The 19,050-nt window shown below is 70.0% G+C and carries 17 protein-coding genes and 1 pseudogene; 12 read left to right on the forward strand and 6 right to left on the reverse strand.

The window, feature by feature from the left end; genetic code table 11:
* Positions 1-6: 6 nt before the first annotated feature.
* The 3 genes from ACGFJ2_RS01430 to ACGFJ2_RS01440 are packed head-to-tail and all read left to right on the forward strand — an operon-like array spanning position 7 to position 4,050.
* Complete coding sequence (locus tag ACGFJ2_RS01430; RefSeq protein WP_393463520.1) at positions 7-1,503, forward strand: aldehyde dehydrogenase family protein; 1,497 nt, start codon at positions 7-9, stop codon at positions 1,501-1,503.
* Positions 1,504-1,523: 20 nt separating this feature from the next.
* The gene (locus ACGFJ2_RS01435) at positions 1,524-2,063 is read left to right on the forward strand and encodes a nuclear transport factor 2 family protein (protein ID WP_357941174.1); all 540 of its coding nucleotides are present in this window, start codon (positions 1,524-1,526) and stop codon (positions 2,061-2,063) included.
* Between the two features lie 13 nt (positions 2,064-2,076).
* A complete protein-coding gene (locus ACGFJ2_RS01440; protein WP_393463522.1) occupies positions 2,077-4,050 on the forward strand; it encodes an FAD-dependent oxidoreductase in 1,974 nt (657 codons plus the stop codon).
* 619 nt (positions 4,051-4,669) lie between these two features.
* Here the strand turns inward: ACGFJ2_RS01440 and ACGFJ2_RS01445 are convergent.
* Positions 4,670-6,223: a PHB depolymerase family esterase gene (locus tag ACGFJ2_RS01445; RefSeq protein WP_393463524.1), complete on the reverse strand. Its 1,554-nt coding sequence runs from the start codon at positions 6,221-6,223 to the stop codon at positions 4,670-4,672.
* Positions 6,224-6,593: 370 nt separating this feature from the next.
* Between ACGFJ2_RS01445 and ACGFJ2_RS01450 the strand changes: the two are divergent.
* Positions 6,594-6,755: pseudogene (locus ACGFJ2_RS01450) on the forward strand (MarR family transcriptional regulator); the annotation flags it as partial.
* A gap of 402 nt (positions 6,756-7,157) precedes the next feature.
* Here ACGFJ2_RS01450 and ACGFJ2_RS01455 read toward each other — a convergent pair.
* Positions 7,158-7,895 carry a hypothetical protein gene (locus tag ACGFJ2_RS01455; protein ID WP_393463526.1) on the reverse strand — a complete coding sequence of 246 codons (738 nt, stop codon included), beginning with the start codon at positions 7,893-7,895 and terminating at the stop codon, positions 7,158-7,160.
* 83 nt (positions 7,896-7,978) lie between these two features.
* Here ACGFJ2_RS01455 and ACGFJ2_RS01460 point away from each other — a divergent pair, with 83 nt between their 5' ends.
* Both ACGFJ2_RS01460 and ACGFJ2_RS01465 read left to right on the forward strand, forming a co-directional pair.
* Positions 7,979-8,740, forward strand: coding sequence for a class I SAM-dependent methyltransferase (locus ACGFJ2_RS01460; protein ID WP_393463528.1), 762 nt, complete (start codon positions 7,979-7,981; stop codon positions 8,738-8,740).
* A 128-nt stretch (positions 8,741-8,868) separates the two neighbouring features.
* Positions 8,869-9,777: a MerR family transcriptional regulator gene (locus ACGFJ2_RS01465; protein WP_357941186.1), complete on the forward strand. Its 909-nt coding sequence runs from the start codon at positions 8,869-8,871 to the stop codon at positions 9,775-9,777.
* A gap of 4 nt (positions 9,778-9,781) precedes the next feature.
* Here ACGFJ2_RS01465 and cydB read toward each other — a convergent pair whose 3' ends face one another.
* The 3 genes from cydB to ACGFJ2_RS01480 form a co-directional block, all read right to left on the reverse strand.
* Entirely contained in the window at positions 9,782-10,669 is an 888-nt protein-coding gene (cydB, locus tag ACGFJ2_RS01470) for a cytochrome d ubiquinol oxidase subunit II (protein WP_393463530.1), read from the reverse strand.
* A gap of 1 nt (position 10,670) precedes the next feature.
* Positions 10,671-12,014: a cytochrome ubiquinol oxidase subunit I gene (locus ACGFJ2_RS01475; protein ID WP_393463532.1), complete on the reverse strand. Its 1,344-nt coding sequence runs from the start codon at positions 12,012-12,014 to the stop codon at positions 10,671-10,673.
* Positions 12,015-12,158: 144 nt separating this feature from the next.
* Complete coding sequence (locus ACGFJ2_RS01480; protein ID WP_393463534.1) at positions 12,159-13,097, reverse strand: polysaccharide deacetylase family protein; 939 nt, start codon at positions 13,095-13,097, stop codon at positions 12,159-12,161.
* A 174-nt stretch (positions 13,098-13,271) separates the two neighbouring features.
* Between ACGFJ2_RS01480 and tnpA the strand changes: the two genes are divergently transcribed.
* The 5 genes from tnpA (at position 13,272) to ACGFJ2_RS01505 (ending at position 17,614) form a co-directional block, all read left to right on the forward strand.
* Positions 13,272-13,670, forward strand: a complete 399-nt coding sequence (gene tnpA, locus ACGFJ2_RS01485) for an IS200/IS605 family transposase (RefSeq protein ID WP_357941194.1) — start codon at positions 13,272-13,274, stop codon at positions 13,668-13,670.
* Positions 13,671-13,676: 6 nt separating this feature from the next.
* The gene (locus tag ACGFJ2_RS01490; RefSeq protein ID WP_393463536.1) at positions 13,677-14,966 is read left to right on the forward strand and encodes an RNA-guided endonuclease InsQ/TnpB family protein; all 1,290 of its coding nucleotides are present in this window, start codon (positions 13,677-13,679) and stop codon (positions 14,964-14,966) included.
* 78 nt (positions 14,967-15,044) lie between these two features.
* Positions 15,045-15,737 (forward strand): carbon monoxide dehydrogenase subunit G, encoded by a 693-nt coding sequence (locus ACGFJ2_RS01495; protein WP_357941199.1) that lies wholly within the window; start codon positions 15,045-15,047, stop codon positions 15,735-15,737.
* A 136-nt stretch (positions 15,738-15,873) separates the two neighbouring features.
* The gene (locus ACGFJ2_RS01500; RefSeq protein WP_357941201.1) at positions 15,874-16,770 is read left to right on the forward strand and encodes a hypothetical protein; all 897 of its coding nucleotides are present in this window, start codon (positions 15,874-15,876) and stop codon (positions 16,768-16,770) included.
* Between the two features lie 172 nt (positions 16,771-16,942).
* Positions 16,943-17,614, forward strand: coding sequence for a DsbA family oxidoreductase (locus ACGFJ2_RS01505; protein ID WP_357941203.1), 672 nt, complete (start codon positions 16,943-16,945; stop codon positions 17,612-17,614).
* Between the two features lie 32 nt (positions 17,615-17,646).
* Here the strand turns inward: ACGFJ2_RS01505 and ACGFJ2_RS01510 are convergent, their stop codons facing one another.
* On the reverse strand, positions 17,647-18,516 hold the full coding sequence (locus tag ACGFJ2_RS01510) for an LLM class flavin-dependent oxidoreductase (protein ID WP_393463539.1): 870 nt from the start codon (positions 18,514-18,516) through the stop codon (positions 17,647-17,649).
* A 59-nt stretch (positions 18,517-18,575) separates the two neighbouring features.
* On the opposite strand from ACGFJ2_RS01510, the gene ACGFJ2_RS01515 reads away from it, so the two are divergent.
* Positions 18,576-18,980, forward strand: coding sequence for a MarR family winged helix-turn-helix transcriptional regulator (locus tag ACGFJ2_RS01515; RefSeq protein WP_393463541.1), 405 nt, complete (start codon positions 18,576-18,578; stop codon positions 18,978-18,980).
* The last annotated feature ends 70 nt before the right edge of the window (positions 18,981-19,050 follow it).

Raw genomic sequence — 19,050 nt, forward strand, 5'->3', positions numbered from 1 at the left:
TGCCGGATGAGCAGCACGTTGACCGACCCCTCTGTCTACCCGATCTCGGCGGACACCGTCCGCGAGCTGTCCCGCCAGCTGTTCGGTCACGTGATCGACGGCGAGGTGGTCCCGTCCGCCGACGGCGCGACCATGCCGGTCGTCGACCCGGCGACAGAACGGCAGGTGGCCATCGCGGCCGTAGGCTCCGCTGCGGACGCCGAACGGGCTGCGCGGTCGGCGCGGGCCGCGTTCGACGACGGCCGGTGGCGTTTCCTCGCGCCGTTGGAGCGGGAGCGGCGGCTGCGCCGCCTGTCCGCCCTGCTCGCGGAGCGGGCCGACGTCTTCACCGAGCTCGACGTGATCGACTCGGGACTGCTGCGGTGGTACGAGAGCTTCATCGTGCAGTTCGCCGTCGACGGCATCGACTACTACGCGGGCTGGCCGACGAAGCTGGAGGGAACGATCCCGTCGGTGCCGTCCGACCTGGTCGTCTACCAGCACCGCGAGCCGATCGGCGTGATCGGCCTCATCACACCGTGGAACGGGCCGACCTCGGTGCTGGCCTTCGTGGCCGCGGTGCTCGCCGCCGGCAACAGCGTCGTGCTGAAGCCCGCCGAGCAGACCCCGATGTCCGCGGTGCTCATGGCCGAGCTGGCGCTGGAGGCGGGCATCCCGCCCGGCGTGTTCAACGTGCTGCAGGGGTCCGGCGAGTCGGCGGGCGCCGCGCTCGTCACGTCACCGTACGTCGACGCCGTCTCCTTCACCGGCTCGGTCGCCACCGGATCGGCGATCCAGGCGGCGGCCGCTGCCCGGGTCAAGCGGGTGGGCCTCGAACTGGGCGGCAAGAGCGCGCTGATCGTCTTCCCGGACGCGGACCTGGAGGCCGCGGCCGCGGCGGCGATGATGGGCGTGTGGGGCGCGTCCGGCCAGGTGTGCACCGCCGGCAGCCGGGTGCTCGTCCACCGCGACGTGCGCGAGGAACTGGTGAGCAGGATCGTCGAGGGCTCGCGCGATCTGCGGATCGGCTCGGGCTTCGCCCCCGGCAGCCAGCTCGGCCCGCTGGTGTCCGCGCAGCAGCTGGAGCGCGTGCGCCGTTACGTCGGCTACGGCCTGGAGGACGGCGCCGAGCTCGTGCTCGGCGGCGATCGGCACGGTGACGTCGGCTACTTCCACCAGCCGACCGTCTTCACCTCGGTGCGCAACGATATGCGCATCGCCCAGGAGGAGATCTTCGGGCCGGTGATGTCGGTGCTGGACTTCGGCTCGGAGGAGGAGGCGTACGCGATCGCCAACGACACCGACTACGGCCTGGCGGCCGGCGTCTGGACGAACGACCTCGGCCGGGCCCACCGTGCCGGCCGGGCGCTGCGCGCGGGAACCGTGTGGGTGAACACCTACCAGATGGTCTATCCGACGGTGGCCTACGGCGGCGTGAAGCTGTCCGGGCACGGCCGCAACCTGGGCGCGGCGTCGCTGGACGACCTGACCCAGGTCAAGAGCGTGTGGATGAAGGTCGGCTGACGAACGTGGAGGGAGCGACCATGAGGACCCAGTCAGAGGTGGCGGCGATGCTGGACCGGGCCAAGGTGACCGACGTGCTGTACCGGTACGCCTCGTGCATCGACAGAAGGGACCTCGGCGGGCTGCGTACCACGCTCGCCGACGACCTGCGGGCGCAGTACGGCAACGCGGAACCCATCACCGGCGGCGACGCCGTCGCGCGGTGGATCGACGAGGCCACCCGAGACTGCCTGTGGCAGCACCACCTGCTCAGCGTCTACCACGTGGACGTCACCGGGGACGAGGCGAGCGCGCTCGTCTACCACACCTCACACCAGTGCTTCGCCGCCGCCCCGGACACGGCTCACGTCCTGGTCGGCCGGTACCACAATCGGCTGCGCCGGGAGCCGGACGGCTGGCGGATCAGCAGTCTGGTACTGGAGATCCTGTGGGGCGAGCGGCGCACGGACACGACCGGCTACCTGGCCGCGGTCGGCGGCCGGGGGCCCGAGCTGGGACACCGGGCCCAGGCGGACGCTCCCGCGGCGGCGGGAGCCGGCCACGGGGATGGGCGGCTCTGACATGGCCGGCGGCATGAGGGACCCGCTCGATCTCGCCGGGCTACGGTTGCGCAACCGGCTGGTGGCGGTCGCGCACGGTCTGGCGGACGTGCGCGACGGCGCGCCGACCGAGACCGACGCGGCCTACTGGCGGCGGCTCGCCTCGGGAGGCGCGGCCATGGTCATCACCGGCGGCACGGTCGTGGCCAGGGAGTCGACGCTGCGGCAACGCTACCTCACCGAGGCGTACCGGCCGCCGATCCGCGAGGCGCTGCGGCGCCGCGCCCAGGCCATCACGGGCGAGGGCGCAGTGGCGATCTCCCAACTCCTCCACCTGGGCCGGGAGACCCTCGGCGCCGGCAACCACTTCCACCCCGTGTCCGCGAGCGGCGTACGCTCCCCGCGGGAGCCGACCGCCCCGCGCCCGCTGACCGCGGCCGAGGTGCGGGGCGTGGTGAAGGGGTTCCGCGTCTCGGCGGGCAACTGCGTGGAGGCCGGTTACCACGGCGTCGAGCTGCACGCGGCGCACGGGTACCTGCTCGCCCAGTTCCTGTCGCCGGTCACCAACGACCGCGACGACGCCTACGGAGGGGACGCCGACCGGCGGGCGGCGCTGCTGTGCGAGGTCATCGACGCGGTCCGCGCCGAGATCGGCGGGCGGCCGATCGGGGTGCGCCTGTCGATCGCGAACGGTGCCGAGCCCGAGCTGGAGCTCGACGACCTGCTCGACATCGCCCGGCGTGTGTCCGCCGCGTCCCCGTTCGACTACCTCAACGTCACCACGGGCGTGCGCAACACCTACGTGCCCGGTATGGCCACCACCGGGCCGCCCCTGCTGGAATCGGTCGCCGCGCTGCGCCGGGCGGCCTCCGTCCCGCTGCTGGTGAGCCAGTCGTTCCGGACAGCCGCCGACATCGGGCGGGCGCTGCGGCTGGGCGCGGACCTGGTCGGCATGGCGCGGCCGTTCATAGCCGACCCCGACGTGGCGAACAAGTTGCTGTCCGGCGACGAGCGTGGCATCCGGCCGTGCACCTCCTGCAACGAGGACTGCCGCACGTTCGAGCCGACGGGCCTGTGCGCGGTCAATCCGGAGCTCGCGCCCCCCGGCGAGACCAGCCGGCCCGCGGCGCCGCTCATCCTTCTCCACGGTGACGGCCGTCAAGGAGCACGGGCCGGCGGGTCGGGGCCGGTGGCGGTGGTCGGGGCGGGGCCCGCGGGCATGGAGTGCGCGCTGACGCTGGCCCGGCACGACGTGGCCGTAACGGTGTTCGAGGCGGAGCCGTCAGTCGGCGGGCAGGCGGCGCTGGCGAGCCTCGCGCCGCAGCGCGGCGGCTGGCAGCGGTTCGTCGACTACCAGTACGCACAGCTCACCGACCTTGGCGTGTGCGTACGCCCGGGCGCGGCGCCGTCGGCCGCCGATCTGCGTGAGTTCGACGCCGTGGTGGTGGCCACGGGGGCCGTCGAGGAGGCCCCGGAGCTGCCCGGCGACCTGCCGGTCACGTCCAGCACGGAGTTCCTCGGCGACCCCGGGCTCGCAGCGCCGGGCGGCCGCATCGCCGTGCTCGACGACGGCTTCGGATGGTGGCCCGGGATCGGCGCGGTGCAGGCCGCGATCGAGCGGGAGGCGGCCGAGGTCGTCCTGCTCACTCCCGCAGCGGGCTTCGCCACGGGTGTGTCGGTGGAGAACAGGGTGCAACTGCTGCACAGGCTGAAGGGCGCGCCGCTGCGGGTCATGCCGTTCACGACGGTGACGGCCACCCTGACCGCCGCCATCGAGGTACGCGACGTGCTCAGCGGCAGGGCGCGCCGGATCGAGGCCGACCTGCTGGTCGTCGTCGGCCAACGGATCCCGCGCGCGCCGTGGCCCCTCCCGGCGGACGGACGGACCGGGCGGACCGTGGTGGCGATCGGCGACTGCGTGGTGCCCCGCCGGATGTCGCACGCGGTGGCGGAGGGACGTGCCACCGCCATGACGCTGCTCGCTCGCCCGGTCGCGCGCGCCCGGTGATCTCCCAGCTCAGGAGGGGGACGCCGGACGCGGCGCGCGGGCAAGGCCCGCGCCGGCGCCCACGGCGAGTTGCGGCTCCGCGCGCACCAGGCGCCCCGCCGCCGGGACTTGGTGACGTTCGGACCGGGGACATCACCTCATACAGGTTGCGAGATACAGGTTGCGAGCGGCATCGACGAAGAACACTCATCGCGCCGCCGACCGGCCTCACCCCGGAGCTTCCCCGTACTCCGGACACTTGACCTGAGGTCACCCCTGATCGAATGCGAGCCCCAATAGCCAGGCGCGTGCTGGGAGAGGCCGTAGCGCCTGACGGTCAGCCGGGGCCGGGCTTCCTCCTGCTGCTCGCGGGAGATCCGCCGCTGGGTGAGCCGGTGTTCTTCCTGAGCCTCATCGCTGAGTTCCTGGTCATAGGCGGCTGGTCCTCGGCGCGCAGCCCCGGGGTGTGTTGGGCGATGGCGAGGTCTTCCTCGCGGAGGCGCTCGCAGACGCGAGCAGCTTGCGGGACATGCCGAGGTGAAGCTCGTCGACGAGCTCGGTATGGCGGGGTGGATCGAGCGCTACCTCGCCGGTCCCACCTGTCAATGACGGGGCCGTGATCAGGGAAGCGCGCTGACGGTCAGGCGCAGGTGTAGCCGGACGGCAGGGCGGTGTTGCCGTCGGGCCTGCTCGCTTGGAAGCCGAAGCCGGTGGTGCTGGCTCCCGGCGCGAGCGTGCCGTTGTGGCTGACACTTCTGGCCGTGACGGTCTGGCCGCTGGTGGTGATGGTGGCGTTCCACGAGCCGGTCAGGGTGTGCCCGGCCGGCAGGGTGAAGGTGACGGTCCAGCTGGTGATCGTCGAGGTGCTGGTGTTGGTGATGGTCAGCGGCTGGATCACATACCCGGTCCCCCACTGGGACTGCACGGTCGGGGTGGCCGAGCAGGCACCGGTCGTGCCTCCCTGAGTGGTGATCTGCACAGTGTTGGAGACCGGTGAGACGTTACCAGCGGCATCGCGCGCTCGGACCTGGTAGCGGTAGGTGGTGTTCGCAGTCAGGCCTGTGTCGGTGAACGAGGTCGTGGCCGAGGTGCCGACCTGGGGGAATGTGCCGCCCATCGCGCCGGTAGCGCGCAGGATGTCATAGCCGGTCACACCGGTGTCGTCAGTGGAGGCCGTCCAGGTCAGGCTGGTGCCGGTTGTGCTGGTGCCCGAGGCGGTGAGCCCGGCCGGGGCGGTCGGCGGCGTGGTGTCGGTCGGACTGGTAGTCAAGCCGAAGAACTCGATGGCGTAGAGGGCCATACCGCTCTGCGGAAGAGTGTGCCCGGCGCCCTGGATGCTGTACGCCTCCACCTGCACGGTGCCGGACAGATTGGCGTATCGGCTGCGGTTCCAGTTTGCCTGCGGGGTGTCGGTGCCGGTCGGGGTCTGGCTCAGCCCAAACACATTGGTCCACTGCTCGATCGACTCTCGCAGCAGCGAGTAGGGCACGAGGGTGTCGCTGGTGCCGTGCCACAGCTGCATGCGCGGGCGGGGGCCGGAATATCCCGGGTACGTCTGGCGGACCGCATCGCCCCACTGCTGGGGTGTTCGGTCCATGCTCCCGCCGGTGCACCTGCTGCTTCCGGGCGGGTAGTCGGAGGCGCCGGCGAAGCAGTTGAACGGCACGCCCATGAAGGAGGCCCCTGCCTTGAACAGGTCCGGGTAGACGGCGAGCATGTGCTGGGTCATCATGCCGCCGGACGAGCTTCCAGTGGCGTAGACACGGTTCGGGTCTCCCTGATAGGTCCGCTCGACATAGTCGATCATTGAGACGATCGAGACCGGATCGCTGCCGCCGCCGCGCCGCTTGGCCGCGTCCGACCAGGTGTCGAAGCAGTTGCCGAACCCTGCCGACTGGGTGGCGGTCGGGTAGATGACGATGAAGCCATATCGATCCGCCAGCGAGGCGAACTCACTGCCCTGGTAGAAGCCGGGACCGGAGCCGCCGCAGCCATGCATCGCCACCACGATCGCCGGCGAGGCCGGGTGCGAGCCCGGCACATAGACGTGCATCCGCATGTTGCCCGGGTTGTTGCCGAAGCTGGTCACCTCCACCAGGGCGGCGGCGACGGCCGGCGATCCGAGTACCACGGTCATGACGGCAAAGAGCGCCGCGGTGCAGGCACGAGCCAGCACCGTGGTCAATCGTGTCATTCGCGCTCCTCCTCTCCACAGCCGCGGCGCGCCGCGGACCGGTCCGCCGCGTATTGACATCGGTCGCTGGAAAATAGAAGAGCCACAATCCACCGTCAATGCACGCTTGGTGTGCATGTCCGCCGGTTCACCGGGCAGAGAGCTGTTTCCCCTGGTTATCAAGTAACTTGTTATCAAGGTTCTTGATAGCGGTGTGGGAAACTTACATGGGGCCCGTTCTGACGGGGCGCGATATCGTCTCCTGGTGACCGATCCGGGTGTCCCCGCGGCCGCTGCGCCCGACGCACCGCCGCCCCGTGTGAGCTACCTGGTGTTCCGGCTGGAACGCCGCATCCGCGCCTGCCTGGATGAAGCGCTCGCCCGGCACGGCATGACGACCACCGGATACATGGCGCTCAGCGAGCTGCGCCTGCGCGACGCCCCATCCTCGGCCGACCTGGCCCGCATCGCCTTCGTCACCCCGCAGGCGATGAACCTGGTCATCCGCGATCTCGAGCAACGCGGCCTGATCCGCCGCGACCCGCATCCCCGTGGCGGCCGCGCTCTGCGCACCCGCCTTACCCCGAAGGGCCTGAGCACCCTCCGGAGATGTGACCGCTCCCTCGACAGCATCGAAGCCGTCATGCTCGCCGAGATCGACGACCCGGACCGCACGACACTCGCGGAAACGCTCACGCTGTGCGCCCGAGCCCTCCACCCGGACACGCGGGCCGTGACCCCAGCCCCGCACGGGATGAACTGGGAGAACAGCTCCACGTAGGTGTCGGAGATGTAGTGGTAGGCGATTCCGCCGAATCCAGTTGTCAGTCCTCGATATCCCTGGCGGGATGCCCATTCCGGACTGAAAATCGGGGTGGTTGCCCGCCGACGTCGTAGGTGCTTGACCCGTTGAGGTCGTTTGTTGGTCGGACGCCGGAGCCGCGTCATGGGCCCTTCACTGTGCTTCGAGCACGCGGATGAGATTCGCTCCGTCCTGGCGGCTCTTGCGGGCAGCCTGTGCAGGGTCCTCGCGCGTGATGACGGCAGGAGAAACGACATGCTGGAGGAAATCAAAGACCGCGAGGAGATCATCGAACGGATCGCGGCGCTGGACATCGGCAAGCCTCCGAGCTCGGCACCAAGAGGCCGTGTCGTAGCCGTAGACCACCAGCGCGTGTCCCCCGCCTGCCGCCCAGCTGATCCCGGCGTAGAAGGGACGCTCGACGTCGATCTGGCCCTTGAGGGCGGTCCAGCTGATCGAGGTCTCGATGACCTCGCCGGGCCAGTAGAAGCCGCGTCTTTCCAGTGCGTGCTGTACGCGATACGGGTTACCGGCGTCATTGGGCAGACTCCGGTAACCGGATAGTCCTTGGCCAGGTTGCAGAACGCGTAAGGCGACACGTAGTCGCCGTGGTTGGCGGCGATGGTCGCGCCCGCAGCGGCCCAGCACCAGCTCGTCTTCTCCCGGTGCTGCGTCGTGATGTAGAGCACGTGCTGGGTCGACGCGGTTCTCGACGTCGCCGAGGCCGGAGTGACTGAACTGGCCAGGCACAATCCGGCTGCCACGAGCGCCGGAATGGCGCGTGGCACGTTTCTTGGCATGCGATTCTCCTTTCGGTTCCTGTTGAACGGGGAATTCGGTCGCGTTGGACCCTGCGGAGAAGCTCCTGTCTTCGTCCCGGATGGAGCCCAACCTCCCCGAAATCAGAAGGAAAGCCGCTGAATTTCCGGCTAGAAATCCCGTGTGAGGAGAAATGCCGGGGTAGGTTCGGGAGCGTGCTGAGACGAATCAACTACGACGACCGCCAGCACCTGGTGTACGCCCGTGGCCGAGCGCTGCCTCCCGACGTCGTCGCCGCCTGGATGGCGGAATTCGCCCGGCACGCGCCGTCCCGGCGGCCACTGACGGTCCTGGACCTGGGCAGCGGTACCGGCCGGTTCTCCCCGGCCCTCGCCGACACCTTCGGCGGCCCGGTGTACGGCGTTGAGCCCTCCGTCCGGATGCGTCAGGTAGCGGCGAACATCTCCGCCCACCCGTCGGTCAGCTATCTCGAGGGCGCCGCCGACGAGATCCCGCTGCCCGGCAACGCCTGTGACCTGACCCTGCTCTACCTGGTGATCCACCACATCCAGGACCTACCGGCGGCGGCCGCGGAGATCGCTCGCGTGCTGGCCCCAGATGGCCGGGTGCTCATCCGCAACGCCTTCGCCGATCGGTCGCCCAACCCGCTGTGGCACCGCTGGTTTCCACGCGCCCGGACCATCGAGGAAGAGGTCTTTCCCACCGTCGCCGAAGTGGCGGCGGCCTTCGCCACGGTCAACCTGCGCCCGGTCGCCCTCACCTCGGTTCGGCACCGTCTCGCGGCCGGCCGTGCCGACTACGCCGCGCGACTGCGGCTGCGCGCCAGCTCGATCTTCGACCACATGACGGAGCGGGAAATCACCGAGGGCTTCGCCGCGCTGGACGCCGACCTCGCCACGCGTCCCGACGCCGGCCCCGTCGAGGAAGACTGCGACCTGCTCGTCCTGGCCGGCTGAGATCGCACCGGAAGGCGCCCTCTTCCGGTGCGGCTACCTACCGTCGGATCAAGCCGCCGCCGGGCTGAGGCGAGAACGTGTGCCGTATCGCTTGAGGTTCCAGTGGGTGGAAGGTGCAGAGTCGAGCCATGAGCGATGCGACCGATCTGTACACGATTGGGCAGCTGGCCCAGCGCACCGGGCTGCAGGCGCGCACGATCCGCTTCTGGTCCGACAGTGGCGTTGTCCCACCGGCCCACAGGTCGAGTGGGGGATACCGGCTTTATGACGCGGAGGCGGTCGCACGGCTGGACCTGGTCCGGACCCTTCGCGATCTCGGGCTCAGTCTCGATGCCATCCAGCAGATCGTGGAAAAGCGGGTCGCACTGCGGGAACTTGCGCAGACCCACGTCAAAGCCCTCGACGCGGAGATCCGCACCTTGAAGGTACGGCGCGCCGTCCTGCACGTTCTCGCCCAACGTGACAGCACCACAGAGGAGATCACCTTGATGCACGCGCTAGCCCGATTGTCGGCGCGGGAACGCCAGCAGATCATCGACGAGTTCGTTGACGGGGCATTCGCCGACATCCTCGACGAGGACGCCGCTCTCGTCGCGGACTGGATGCGTGACATCCCCGCCGACCTTCCCGAGGATCCGACAGCCGAGCAGGTGAACGCCTGGATAGAGCTGGCCGAGCTGGTCGCCGACGAGAGCTTCCAGCGGACGGTACGACAGCTGGTGTTGAGCGGCCGGCAGGACAATCGCCTCGAGTTCGGCCTCAACCTCCGGCCCCTGGTCCTTGAGCACGCGGCCGCCGCCCTGGAGAAGGGGATCCCGCCGGAGTCGCCGGGCGCGAGGGCGACGCTTGACCGGATCATCCCCGTGGACCTCCCCGCCGACGAAACCGCCTCCCTGACGGACTGGCTGGGACTGGTCGCCGAGCCCAGGGTGGAGCGGTATTGGCAGCTTCTCCAGCTCCTCCAGGGCCTGCCGCCGGATCCGCCGGCGGTCCCGGCCTTCCAATGGCTGCTCACCGCGCTGTGCACTCACCGCTGATCCTTCAGTGCGTCAGGGCCACCCGCTTGCGGAACACCCAGTAGGTCCAGCCCTGGTACACCAGTACGAACGGCAGCGTGATCAGCCCGATCCAGCTGAGCATCGTCAGCGTGTAGGGCCCCGAGGCCGCGTCCGTCAGCGTGATGCCCGGTAGCGGGGCCCATCGGAGCTCGGCGAAGACCGCCACCGAGGCAAGGGCGATGGCGCCGGCGGTGGCGGTGAAGGCCCAGCCTTCCCTGCGGCGGTACGTCAGCGCCGCCCCGGCGGCCAGCGCCGCCATGGAGATCAGGGCGGGGATCGAGCCCAGGCTGGACAGGGCCGCCACGGCCAGCGGCAGGACCACGGCGCTCGCGGCCAGGGCGACCGCGCGGGCGCGACGTCGTACGGGGCCCTCGGTCTTGAGGGACAGGAAGACGGCGCCATGGAGTACGCAGGTCGCCAGGGTGAACAGGCCGCCCACGAGCGCCGCGAGAGCGCTGTCGAAGAGCACGTCGGCGAAGATCGCGCCCCACAGGAACGCCGGGAGGGCGCTGCCCGCCACGATGCCCAGGTCGCACCAGAGCGTATTGGTCACCTTGCCGCGCCACTCAAGGCCGACGCCGCGCACGATCAGGCCCACCAGGATGAGCACGACCGGGAGGTAGAAGGCGCTGAACATCCCGGCGTACCAGGCGGGGAAGGCGGCGAACATGGCGCCGACCGCGGTGATCAGCCACACCTCGTTGCCGTCCCAGACCGGGCCGATCGTCTCCAGGCTCTGCCGGTGCTGCTCCGGACCCCTGCTCACGAACGGCGCCAGCAGGCCCACACCGAAGTCGAAGCCCTCCAGCACGAAGTAGCCGGTCCAGAGGAAGGCGATGATGACGAACCACAGGTTGACCACTGTCTCCACCTCAGTACATCAGCGACGGCTGGAGTCGCTCGGTCGCGGGGACGGGCTCCGTCTGCTCGGGGCCCTTGCGTACGTGCCTGGTCAGGAGTACGGCCTCGGCCACCGCGAGCCCGCCGTACAGAAGCGTGAAGATCGTGAGTGAGGTGGCCACCTCGGCGAGGCTCACGCCGGGGGACACGCTCGCGGCCGTGAGCAGTTCGCCCGTCACCGTCCACGGCTGGCGGCCTATCTCGCTCAGCAGCCAGCCGGAGATCATCGCGAGGAACGGCAGCGGCAGGGCCAGCACCATGATCCGGGCCAGCCAGGGGGGCAACTCGCGCCTGCGGCGGGTGAGCCAGAGGCCGAGCACCGACAGCGTCACCGTGGTCAGGCCGAAGACGATCATCACCCGGAACGACCAGAACACCACGGTCTGGTCGGGCCGGTAGTCGCCGGGGCCGAACTGCTGCTCGAGCCGGGCCTGCAGGTCCTCGGTGCCCTGGACGGTGGCGGTGGGGTCGTGGCTGGCGAGGAGGCTGAGGAGGCTGGGGATCTCGACGCCGGGGACGATGGAGAACGGGGCTCCGGCGGTGTCGTGCTGGAGGCCCTCGGCGGCGGCGAGCTTCATCGGCTGCTGCTCGTACAGTAGCCGGGCCGAGGTGTCGCCGGTGCCCGCGACGACGGCGCCGGCCAGTGCGGTCATGACCAGCGCGGCCCGGGCGGCGCTGCGCCACATGGGGGCCTTCGTCCTCAGCAGCCAGTAGCCGCAGACCGCCAGTACGAACCCGCCCGCCACGATGAAGGCGGCGCCGACGACGTGCGGCACCTGGGCGATCGCGGTGGGGTTGGTGAGCACCGCCCACAGGTCGGTCATCCTGGCCCGGCCGTCGACCACCTCGTAGCCGACCGGGTGCTTCATCCAGGCGTTGGCCGCGAGGATGAAATACGCGGACAAGTTAGAGCCGATGGCGGCGGCCCAGATGCACGCCAGGTGGACCTTCTTCGGCAGCCGTTCCCAGCCGAAGATCCACAGCCCCAGGAACGTGGACTCCATGAAGAACGCCAGCAACGCCTCCATGGCCAGGGGCGCCCCGAACACGTCGCCGACGAAGGTCGAGTATTCGCTCCAGTTCATGCCGAACTGGAACTCCTGCACGATGCCGGTGACCACGCCCATGGCGAAGTTGATCAGGAACAGCTTGCCGAAGAACTTCGTCAGCCGGAGATACTGCTCCTTCCCCGTCCGGTGCCAGGCGGTCTGGAGGCCGGCCACGAAGACGCCCAGGCCGATCGTCAACGGCACGAACAGAAAGTGGTAAACGGTGGTCACCCCGAACTGCCACCGCGCGAGATCGAGCGCGTCCATCTTCCCCCCACCGGGTGCTTAGCTCTACAAGCTGTAGTGCATCTACTTAAAGTAGTACTACAGCTCGTAGAGCACGGCTATGCGATCTTTGTCACAAGCCTGCGGATCGGTGGTCCCACGATGGCGTACGGGGGCCGGCGGGGCTCAGCGGGCGGTGGCGGCGTCCAGGTACGCCTGAAGGTTGCCCAGCTCGAAGCCCCGGCGCTTGATCTTGTCGACCAGGATGCGGAAGTCTCTGGCCAGGTTCGGGCGGAAGTGCAGCAGCAGGATGTCGCCGGGGCGCAGGCGCTTGTCGGGCACCTGGTAGGCGATCTTGCCGCCCGGTTGCACCGTGGCCGTCCAGAGCAGTACCGACTTCAGGCCGCAGTTCTTGGCGGCCCTGAGCGTGTCGGTGTTGTAGTTGCCGAACGGTGGCCTGAACAGCGTCGGCCTGGTCCCCAGCTGCCTCCTGATGATGGTGGAGGAGCCGCAGATCTCCCGTCGCTGGGCGTCGTAGCCGAGGAGGCGGAGGTTCGGGTGGGTGAGGGTGTGGTTCTCGACGGGTACGTGGGCGTCACGTAGCGAGCGGAAATATCCCCATTTCCCGGCTCCTACGAAGCGGCCGGGCCCGCCGGCCGGGTCGGGCGTGCCCTTGGCCTCCACCGCGTCCCGCATGGCGAACGCCGTGATCGGGATGCGCTGGTCACGTACCTGCGCCAGGAAGCCGGGATCCTGCTCCCACCCGTCGTCGATGGTCAGGAAGACGACCTTGCGCTTGGTGGGAATGGAGCTGATCACCGGAGGTAAGGAGCCCGTGGCCTGGATCTCCCTTACTTCGCCGCGTCGGGGCACCGCACCGGGCGGTCCGTCGAGCGGCCGCGTGGTCGCGTCGGACCTTTGGGCGGCAGGGGTGGCCGTGCTGCCCGGGGTGGCGCCGGTGGTGTCGCCTCCTGGGCCGTCCGCCGTACCGCTTGACCCGCCGTTGGCCGCGCAGCCGGCCAGCAGGACCGCGACCGCCGCCACGGCGGCAACGCGGACGGGCCGCGCCACAGGGGTCATATCGCCCACTCGGGCCGCTCGTGCCATATCGGCAACGATCGTCATGTTTTGTCCCCCGGCTCGCCCCTCGCACACCGGTCCCATCCTGCCAGTCTTGATCGCCAGGCGGGCGCATCCGATCGGTGATCTAGGGCGCGGACCCCTGGCTTTAGCCTTGGCGGTGAGCCCTTCTGTCGAATCTTTGAGCGGTAGATAGGTCGCTGCTGTATATTGATCCATGTGGCCGTGACCTTGCGCGCGAACAGCGATATCGCCTTCCAGTGCGCCTTCCACGTGGTGTGGTGTCCCAAGTACCGCAGGCGGGTGCTGGGCGGAGGGATCGAGGAACGACTCAAGCAGCTCATCGGCGAGGTGGTCGAGGAGAAGGGGGCGTGGCTGGTGGACGTGGAGGTCGTGCCTGACCACGTGCGGCTGCTGGTCGAGGTGGATCCCCAGCTCGGGATCCACAAGCTGGTCAAGGCCATCAAGGGCCGCTCTTCTCGCGTCCTGCGTCAGGAGTTCCCGAGCCTGAAGTCGAAGCTGCCGACGCTGTGGACCAACTCCTACTTCGTGGCCACCGTCGGCGCGGCGCCCCCGGAGGTCGTCGAGCGGTATGTCGAGAACCAGAAGAACCGGTGATCGCGGATGCTGACCGGGCGTAAGTACCGCCTGGATCTGACTGCCGGCCAGGCGGAGTTCGCCGAGCGGATCGGCGGGGCGTGCCGCAGCGTGTGGAACACCGGGCTGGAGCAGCGCCGCACCTACCGGCGACGCGGCGCGTTGATCGGCTACCACGCCCAGGCCCGCCAGCTCGCCGAGGCCAAGCGGGAGTTCGCGTGGCTGGGCGAGGCGCCCGGCCATTGCCTTCAGCAGACGTTGATCGATCTGGACCAGGCGTGTTCCCGGCACGGCACGTGGAAGGTCGGCTGGAAGTCCAAGGTCAAGAATCCGCCGTCGTTCCGGTTTCCCGAGGGCGCCAAGATCGCCATCGAGCGGTTGAACCGGCGCTGGGCGCGGGCGAAACTGCCCAAGCTCGGCTGGGTCCGCTTCCGCATCACCCGCCCGCTGGGCGGCAGGGTCAAGAACGCCACCGTCAGCCGGGACGGCAAGCACTGGCACATCAGTTTCCTCGTCGAAGACGGTGTGATCACACCCTGGCGGCATGCCCATCCCGGCAGTGCGGTCGGTGTCGACCGGGGTGTGGTCAAGGTCGTGACCCGCTCGGACGGGCGTTTCCACCATCAGGTGTTCGCCCGCGATCGGGAGGCCGGGCACGCCAAGAAGCTCCAGCGGGACTTCGCCCGGACTACCCAGGGATCGGCCCGGCGCAGGAGAGCCGCCGCGCGGGCCGCCGAGCTGGCGCGGAAGATCCGCCGTCGCCGGGAGGACTTCGCCGCCAAGACCGCCTGCATCCTGGCCGCGAGCTTCGAACTGGTGGTGTTCGAGGCGCTGGCGACCAGGAACATGGCCGCCCGTGTCGCGCCCCGGCCGGATCCCGAACGGCCGGGCGTTTTCCTGCCTAACGGGGCCGCGGGCAAGTCCGGCTTGAACCGCAGCATTCTGGACAAGGGCTGGCATCGGATCGAACTGGCCACCCGGAGCAAGGCCCGGTACACGGGCACCAACGTGATCACTGTCAATCCGGCGTACACGAGTCAGACGTGCAACGTGTGCACGGTGGTGGATCGCAAGTCCCGCGAGAGTCAAGCGGTCTTCCGGTGCACCTCGTGCGGACACACCGAGCACGCCGACGTGAACGCCGCCAAGAACATCCTCACCGCCGGGAGGGCGGAGCACGCACAACCCAGACCGGGTGTGCGGGTTGGGGCGCGCAAACCACGCAACCGCGTGGGCCGGAAGGCGAACCGCCAAGCAACAGCAGCCCAGGCCACCGCGCAGCCGGAGCCCGAGCTGGCTGGAATCCCCCGACTTTAGTCGTGGGGAGCGCTTCAAAAGGGCAACACTCGCCAGACGGATCCCTAGAGTGGCGATGTGAAGGTGGCAGGTAGCGCCATGATCGGCGTTGAGAGGCATCGCGTGTGGGACGCGCTTCAGGATCCGGCGGTGCTGGTACGCACCATCCCCGGCTGTGAGCGCCTGGAGGAGACGGGGCCGGACACGTACCGGATGACGGTGACGGCGGGGGTCGCCTCCATCAAGGGCGTCTACCAGGGCGAGGTGTCGCTGTCCGAACCGTCGGCGCCGGAGAGCTTCGTGCTGCGGGCGCGCGGCCAGGGCGCGCCGGGGACGGTGGAGGCCACGGTGCTCGTACGGCTCAGCGAGGTCGACGGGGGGACCCGCGTCGACTACGACGCCGACGCGGTCGTCGGCGGGATGATCGGCGGGGTGGGGCAGCGCATGCTCGGCTCGGTGGCCAAGAGGACGGCGGGGGAGTTCTTCGCGGCCGTCGAGGACCATTTGCGCCTCCCGGAGGGTCCGTTGCTCGCCCCGGACGGTACGGGGGTGGACGAGTTGGCCGCCCGGCGAGCCGCGATGGCGCGTACGGCCGACGAGGTCGCGGAGGGGCGTCGGGCGCCCGCCGTGTACGAACGGCCGTCCGGCGTGTACGAGCGCCCGCCCAAGAGCCACACCGAGACGAGGCCTTGGGTGATGCTGGCGTCGTTCGGCATGGGAGCGGGCATCGCGCTGACCGGCGTCGCCGTGGGCTGGCTGTTCGGCCGGGCAGGCCGCCGTCCACGCCGCTGACGGTCGCCTGCGATCGAGGGCGGTCGTGCCCTCGGACCGCCCGCTGTCCGAGGGCGGTCGATGTCGTCAAACGGGCTGCTCATGAGCGCGGATCTGGCCTCTCGCGGAAAAGGATCTCCAGGCGTAGCGTGGCTATATGCGGCAGGCACATGCTGAAGACGCACGAACCGAGGCCCGGCGAATCATCCGCAACCTACTTGGAGAGGAGCGCCCGACCGCCGAGGCGCTGATCGGCGACGCGCGCTCCGTGCTCGGCGACGCGCGGCTCGGCCGCTGCCTGAGCCTGGCGCTCGGCGCGTCTCTCACCAGGCGGTCCGCCGAGCTGGCCGCCATCGCCGCGTTGCTGGTCGGGGCGCGGGAGCTGGGTGAGGAGTGGTGGACGCGGCCCAGGGGCGGCAAGTTGCCCGCGCCCGACGAGGTGCTGCGTACGGCCGTCGCGATCGAGCCGTGGACCGACCTGACCGCCCTGGAGATGCTCGCCGCCTGGATCTCCGACGACGCGGCCGACCAGCTGTGGGGCCAGCCCGTCGCCCAGGTGGACCTCAACTCGTGGCAGGCCGAGGACCGCTTCGACCTGCCGGACGGGGCGAAGCCGGGGCAGCGGCTCGTCGTCCACTTCGACGCCGGAGGGCGGCTCGACGCGGTGGTCACCCGGCGGCCCGACGAGGACCTGGGGTCGAACCTCGACTTCCACTCGCTGCGCTACTCGCGTCCCGCCGAGGCCCAGTGGAGCTGGGGAGTGGCGGCCGGGCTCGGACCGCACCGGCTGCCGGACGAGGATCCCGACCCGTACGCCCGTGAGGTACCCGGCACCGCCGTCGGCATCCTGCGCGCCTGGGCGCTACGGCACGGCGCCACCCGCGAGCAACTGGGCGAGCGGTGGCAGACGGTCGGCGACGTGGTGGCGGCCATCGAGCGGGTCGACTGGATGTGGCGCAGCGGGGAGTGGTTCGGCTGGTGGCGCGGCGCCTCCGCCCTGGTGGACGACTCGGCGTACCTCCCGTACCGGCTGGAGGAACTGGCGGCCGGGTGACCGGCCCGCCAGGCGGCTGGCCCGGCAGGTCACCGGCCTGGCGGGGGAGCGGGCCCCGGACAAGGCCGTGCGCACATACGGCCAAGGTCGCGCGGGAGCACGGCCAAGGTCACGCTCACACCCGGCCAATACTGGTGGAATGGGGTCGGGGTCGTAGAGGTTGTGGTCGAGCGTGAAAGTCGAGATATTTTCGGACATCGTCTGCCCCTGGTGCTACATCGGCCACACCCGCTTCGGCCGAGCGGCAGACCGCTTCCGCGCCAAGGGCGGCACCGTGGACATCACCATGCGCCCGTTCCAGCTGAACCCGGACGCCCCCGCCGAAGGCGAACCGCTGCTTCCGTCCCTGGAGCGGAAGTTCGGCGGGAACGTCGCGCAGATGACCTCCCATGTCACCACCGTCGCCGCGGAAGAGGGACTGGACCTGCGCTTCTCGCAGGCGATCAGCGCGAACACGTTCGAGGCGCACCGGCTGGTCGAACTCGCCACCCGGCAGGGGCGCGGGCTGGAGGCGGTCGATCGGCTGTTCCACGCGCACTTCACCGACGGGCTCAACGTCGGTGACCAGGACGTGCTCACGAAGCTGGCCGCCGAGCTGGGTGTGGATCACCCGCCGGGTGAGGGCGCGCAGGAGGTAAGCGAGCAGCTCGGCCGGGCGCGGGCGCTGGGGATAACGGGTGTGCCGCTGTTCCTGTTCGAGGGGCAGTTCGCGGTGTCGGGAGCGCAGCCGGCGGAGACGTTCGACGCCGCTCTCGACGAGGTGGCGGCCCGCACCGGCCAGACCCCGGTGACCATCCTCGCGCCCCCGGCCGACGGTTGCGACGACGGCTATTGCGCCGTTTGAGGGAAGGTGGCGGCTGCTGCGCCGCCTAACGGCTACCGCGTCATGTGGGCGATGAGCTCTTCGGCCAGCCATTCGGCCACGTTCGCCGGGCCGGGCAGGCGGACGCCGAGGACGAAGTGGGTCAGGCCGGCGTCCGCGAGCTCGCGGATCGCTGACCGGGCGGCGGCGGGGTCTTCGGTGGAGACGACGAGTTGGGTCGAGCGGGTGATCTCCGCCGGATCGCGGCCGATGGCGGCGCACTTCTCGTCGAGCACCTTGTTCCGTTCCCGGATGAACTCGATCGTGTTGTGCGGCGGCCCCGGTACGTTCCAGATGTCGGCGTGCTCGGCCACCACCCCGAGCGTCCTGTCGCCCCACCCGCCGATCAGCAGCGGCGGCGGGACGGCCGGCTTCGGCGAGCAGACCACCTCGCGCAACTGGTAGTAGCGGCCGTCGAAGTCGAAGCGGTCCTCGGTCCACATCCGCTTGATGATCGCGCACGACTCGGCCAGCCGGGCCACGCCCTCACCGGGTGAGGCGATGCGCAGGCCGTACGCGTTGTACTCCCTGGGTACGAGCGTGTCGCCCGGCTGGTGCGTGCCGCCGACGCCGAGGCCGAGGACCAGCCGGCCGGGCGCGATGGCGTCCACGGTCGCCGCGATCTTGGCGAGTACGGCCGGCGGCCGGGTGAGGTTGCTCGTCACCATGAGCCCCAGCCGGAGCCGGGAGGTCCGCGCGGCCAGGGCGGCGAGCATCGTCCAGCCCTCGTGGATCGGCGCGTCCACCGGCCCGAACAGCGGCAGCATGTGGTCCCAGAGCCACGCGTGCTCGATGGCGGGGACCGCGTCGGCCTGCTGCCAGGTTCGCAGCAGCGTGTCGTACGTGACGCCGACAGGGACGGTCTTCATTCCGAAGCTCAGCATATGACAGCTCCACTGATTGTCAGCTCTACTGACGATTAGGCTAGTGCGAGAATCGGGAGGTGTCGAGACGCCGCCTTGGATACCTGCTGAAGCACGCCAACCTGCGCCTGGCCCAGCACACCGGCCCGGCCCTGGAGCCGTACGGCGTCGACGGCCGCGAGCTCGCGGTGCTCAACGTGCTCGACTCGGCCGACCCGCTGTCCCAGCAGGAGGCCGCGACGCGGCTGCGGATCGACAGGACGACGATGGTCGCGATGATCGACACGCTGGAGGGCAAGAAGCTGGTCAGCCGTCGGCCGCATCCGGCCGACCGGCGCAAGAACATGGTCGAGCTGACCCCGCGTGGGCGCAACACGCTGCGCGACGGGGGTCAGGCCGTGGACGAGGCGGAGCGGGCGTTCCTGGCGAAGCTGACGCCTGAGGACGCGGCCCGCCTCAGAGAGCTGCTCGACAAGCTGATCTAGGCTCGGGCTGGGGTCCTTAGGGTGGGATACCCCCTCCGGGGGAGCGAGGGTAGACGGTCTGTCGTGGCTG

The organism is Nonomuraea sp. NPDC049028, from assembly GCF_043197735.1.
Classification (GTDB): Bacteria; Actinomycetota; Actinomycetes; order Streptosporangiales; family Streptosporangiaceae; genus Nonomuraea.